Source organism: Kitasatospora sp. NPDC028055, from assembly GCF_040637885.1.
Classification (GTDB): domain Bacteria; phylum Actinomycetota; class Actinomycetes; order Streptomycetales; family Streptomycetaceae; genus Kitasatospora.
In genome coordinates this window covers 1-4183 of sequence record NZ_JBEZXE010000104.1, presented here as the reverse complement: position 1 = coordinate 4183, position 4183 = coordinate 1, and the positions used below count along the sequence as shown (strand labels likewise).

Sequence of the window (4183 nt, the reverse complement as noted above, 5' to 3'; positions counted from 1 at the left end):
TGCTCCACGCCGTACTCGTCCAGCTCCGACAGGAGGCCGTCCACACCCTCCCGGTCCGTGGTGTGGTCGTCCGCGAAACGACGGTCACCCGTCGCATCCGGCACGTACTTCACACAGACAACGATCCTCAAGCTCACGGCCTTGTCTCCTGTACTGGTCTCGTCCGACGGCTGCGACGTGCAAGCGGGTGCGAACACGGCACACACCCGCTCCGGGCAGCGAGTTTCCCGTGCCGGTCCGGAACTTCCTGGCAGCATACTCGGCGGTAGCGCAGTGGTCACTACTGGCCAGTAGCTTAGGCCTGACGGCCGGCACCGCCGCTTGCGCCCATCCTGCCCCAGCCGGGGGCCGACCCCACCTCACGGGGGGTACCAACCGCCGACGAATCCGTGCGCCGGCGCCCGCGGTCACCGCTTCGCCGCCGGTCGCCCTGCCCGTCACGCGCCGCCCGGCACCCCGCCCGTCACGCGCCGCCCGTCACACCGCCTGGCCGAGCGCCGCGATCACGTCCGCCTTGCGCGGCAGCCCCGCCGCCCGGCGCACCACCTGCCCGGCCGCGTCCAGCACCAGGACGGTCGGCGTCCGCAGCACCTCCAGCCGACGCACCAGCTCCAGCTGCGCCTCGGCGTCCAGCTCCACGTGCGCGACCCCGTCGACCATCCCGGCCACCTCGGCGAGCACCCGCCGGGTCGCCCGGCACGGCTGGCAGAAGGCGGTGGAGAACTGCACCAGGGTCGCCCGCTCACCGAGCGGCCCGCCCAGGTCCTCCTCCGACAGCCGTACCGTCCCGTCCTTGGTGCGCACCCGCAGCCTCCCGTCGCGCCCTGCCCTCACCAGCCCGAACCCGCTCGCCACCGCCAGTACGACGAGGCACACCACCAGTCCGGTCATCCCCCCAGTCTGCGCCAGCGCGTACGGGCTCCGAAAGGGAGGTCGACCTGCCGACACCGGGCCCGTACGATCGGCGGGTGGACCCTGACCGCCCCTCCCCGCTGCTGACCGTCCGTCGTGTCGTCGGCCCAAGGCCCGTCACCACCGTCCGCTGTCGCTGACGCGCCCCGCCGCAGCCGCCCGCCGCAGCCGCCCGTCGCGACCACTCCGGAGACCCCTTGCAGACCGACCCCCGAGGTCACCGCTTCGCCGCCGCGCTCACCAGCGCGGTGCTGGCCGCCGTCCTGATCACCGGCAGCGGCCTGCTGCTCTCCCTCCAGGCCCTGGTCTTCCTGGTCGGCGCGGTCGGCGGCCCCCGCCGCTCCCCGTACGTCGGCCTGTTCCACCTTCTGATCGCCCCCCGCCTGGCGCCGCCCACCACGACCGAGGACGAACGCCCGCTGCGCTTCGCCCAGGGCGGCGGGGCCGTCTTCGCCGTCATCGGCACCCTGGGCTTCCTCACCGGCGTCAGCTGGCTCGGCCTGCTGACCGCCGGTTTCGCCCTCGCCGCGGCCTTCCTGAACGCCGCCTTCGGCTACTGCCCGGGCTGCGAGATCTACCCGATCGTCCGCCGCGCCCAGGGCCGCCTGGGCGCCGGGGCCTGACCGGGACCGGGCCGGGGTGGCGGGCCGGGTGGCGGGCCGGAAAGGTTCCCGGTCGGATTCATCACGGAGATCACACCGCGAATATTCGCTTGACCGTACGCCTCAGGTGACAGCAGGCACTCGTTCGGGGGATCATCTCCGTGTATCACCCGTGACCGCCGCGGCGTGCCGTGCTCCGGTCGGCTCCCACGCACGGCGCGGGTACCCGCCGTACCGGGCCCCGGCCCGTGGAAGTCAGGACTGACCGTGGCAGAGTTCGTCTACCCGCCGGTGATCGGCGCCGCACTCACCGCCTTCCGTGCGCTCGACGTGCGGATCAAGATCATCGGTGCCGAGCACATCCCCGCCAGGGGCGGAGCGGTACTGGTCAGCAACCACATCAGCTACCTGGACTTCCTCTTCGCCGGCCTCGGCGCCTACCGCGGCGGCAAGCGCAAGACCCGCTTCATGGCCAAGGACGACGTCTTCCGGCACCGCATCTCCGGCCCGCTGATGCGCGGCATGAAGCACATCCCGGTCGACCGCGCCGACGGCCAGCCCGCCTACGACGCCGCCGTCCGCGCCCTCAAGGCCGGCGAGGTGGTCGGGGTCTTCCCCGAGGCGACCATCAGCCGCTCGTTCATGTTGAAGAAGTTCAAGACCGGCGCCGCGCGGATGGCCGCCGACTCCGGCGCCCCGCTGCTGCCGGTCATCCTGTGGGGCACGCAGCAGCTCTGGACCAAGGGCCGCCCGAAGACCCTCACCAAGCGCCACGTCCCGGTGACGATCATGATCGGCGAACCGATTCACCTCGGCCCGAACGACAAGCCCGTCATGGTCACCAGAAAGCTGCGCGCCGCCATGAGCGAGATGCTCGACCGGGCCCAGCGCGAGTACCCCGGCAAGCCCTCCGGCCCCGACGACACCTGGTGGCTGCCCGCCCAGCTCGGCGGCACCGCGCCGACCCTGGAGGTCGCCGAGGCCGAGGACGAGGCGGAAGCCCTCGCCAAGGCCGAGCGCCGCGCCGCCCGGGGCTGACCCAACTCCCGAGCCCGTCTACTCCGTGTGACCGAGCCGATGCGATCCGTCGCGTGTCGCCCGGCCGCCGACACGCCCCGTCTGACACAGTGACAGCTCTTCCAGGGACCTTCCTCCTGGATGCGTCCTGCGTCCCGCCCACCGCGGACCGGGGCACACGTCGAAGCGGTCGGAAAGGTCGGAGACGGAGATGACACGGATCACCGGCACACGGCAGTCCCCCAGCAGCAAGGCCCGCACCCGCGCAACCGCCGGTGCGGGCCTCCTGCTTCTGGGCACCCTGCTCACCGGGTGCGGGGCGGAGCCCGGCGACATCCCGCTCTCCGAGATCCGCCCGGAGTCCCCCACCGCCACCCCCGACCCGACCCCGTCCGCGACCCCCGGAGTCGTCGACGCCGCGCACACCGAGGCCCGCAACGGACTGATCGTCAGCCGGGCCTACACCGACGCCTCCCGCACCACCAGCGCCATCGTCACCCTCGGACCGGACGGCGCCGGCCAGCACCAGATCACCCAGCCGCCCGCGCGGGCCCGCGACGACCACCCCGACTGGAACCCCGACGGCAGCGCCGTCGCCTTCGACCGCACCGACCCGCAGTCCGGCACCGCCCGGCTCTGGACCGTCACCACCGGCGGCGACGACGCGCACCAGATCAGCCAGCTCTGCGACGCCGGCAGCGCCACCGCCGACTGCGCAAACGAGGACGAACGCGCCCCCGCCTTCTCCCCCGACGGCAAGCAGCTCGCGTTCAGCCGCTCCTGGGGCGCCCTCGACCAGGCCCACAACAACCAGGTGCAGTACTCGGACCTCTACCTGATGAGCCCCGACGGCACCAACGTCCAGCGGCTCACCTTCCTGACCAACGACAAGCCCTACTCCGGCTCCGTCAGCAACCCGAGCTGGTCCCCCGACGGCAAGCAGCTCACCTTCGAGTACCGCACCAGCGCCACCGGGCAACCCGCCAACAGCCGCGCCGTCTACGTCGTCGGCGCGGACGGCACTGGGCTGCGCCAGCTGACCCCCTGGGAATTGCGGGCCGGCGACCGCGCGACCTGGTCCCCCGACGGCACCCAGATCCTCTTCACCACCTACCCGGCCGGCCCCGACAACGCCCCCGGCGGCGGCATCTACACCGTCCACCCCGACGGCACCGGCATCGGCGCCCTCACCCCGGCCCCGTCCACCGCCTTCTACGGCGCCGCGGCCTACGCACCCGACGGCAAGTCCATCGTCTTCGCCCAGGCCCCCTCGGGAGGCGGCGGCGCCGATCTCTACAGCATGCGCTCCGACGGCACGGGCGTCGCCCGCCTCACCAACACCGCCGACAAGTGGCTGGACCGGCCGTCCTGGGGCACCGCGGCCGTACCCGCAGCAACGGCAGCGCCGACTGACCCGTCGGCACCCGCTTCGGCCGCGGCGTCGGCGGCACCTTCGGACGCTCCGACCGCTGACCCCAAGCCGGCCCAGGCCCAGGGGCAGCCGAAGACCGACGACACCCAGCTACCGAACGAGGAAGACGACAACTGAGCGGAAAAGCGAAAAGCCCCTGATCCGAAGGGATCAGGGGCTTTTCTGAATGATTGTTCGGCGGCGTCCTACTCTCCCACAGGGTCCCCCCTGCAGTACCATC

4 protein-coding genes and 1 pseudogene are annotated in these 4183 nt (G+C 72.6%); 3 read left to right on the top strand and 2 right to left on the bottom strand.

Annotated features, from left to right (window positions below; genetic code table 11):
* Positions 1–137: pseudogene (locus AB0F71_RS39755) on the bottom strand (electron transfer flavoprotein subunit beta); the annotation flags it as partial.
* A gap of 340 nt (positions 138–477) precedes the next feature.
* Positions 478–891, bottom strand: a complete 414-nt coding sequence (locus AB0F71_RS39750; RefSeq protein WP_360246170.1) for a thioredoxin family protein — start codon at positions 889–891, stop codon at positions 478–480.
* A gap of 218 nt (positions 892–1109) precedes the next feature.
* On the opposite strand from AB0F71_RS39750, the gene AB0F71_RS39745 reads away from it, so the two are divergent.
* The 3 genes from AB0F71_RS39745 to AB0F71_RS39735 all read left to right on the top strand — a co-directional run bounded on the left by AB0F71_RS39745 (position 1110) and on the right by AB0F71_RS39735 (position 4080).
* Positions 1110–1535 carry a DUF4395 domain-containing protein gene (locus AB0F71_RS39745; protein WP_360246167.1) on the top strand — a complete coding sequence of 142 codons (426 nt, stop codon included), beginning with the start codon at positions 1110–1112 and terminating at the stop codon, positions 1533–1535.
* A 246-nt stretch (positions 1536–1781) separates the two neighbouring features.
* Positions 1782–2552 carry a lysophospholipid acyltransferase family protein gene (locus AB0F71_RS39740; protein WP_360246164.1) on the top strand — a complete coding sequence of 257 codons (771 nt, stop codon included), beginning with the start codon at positions 1782–1784 and terminating at the stop codon, positions 2550–2552.
* A 190-nt stretch (positions 2553–2742) separates the two neighbouring features.
* Positions 2743–4080 carry a hypothetical protein gene (locus AB0F71_RS39735; RefSeq protein WP_360246161.1) on the top strand — a complete coding sequence of 446 codons (1338 nt, stop codon included), beginning with the start codon at positions 2743–2745 and terminating at the stop codon, positions 4078–4080.
* The last annotated feature ends 103 nt before the right edge of the window (positions 4081–4183 follow it).

Coding starts and splice junctions, on each gene's coding strand:
- AB0F71_RS39750 (WP_360246170.1), bottom strand. CDS start 891: ATGACCGGACTGGTGGTGTGCCTCGTCGTACTGGCGGTGGCGAGCGGG.
- AB0F71_RS39735 (WP_360246161.1), top strand. CDS start 2,743: ATGACACGGATCACCGGCACACGGCAGTCCCCCAGCAGCAAGGCCCGC.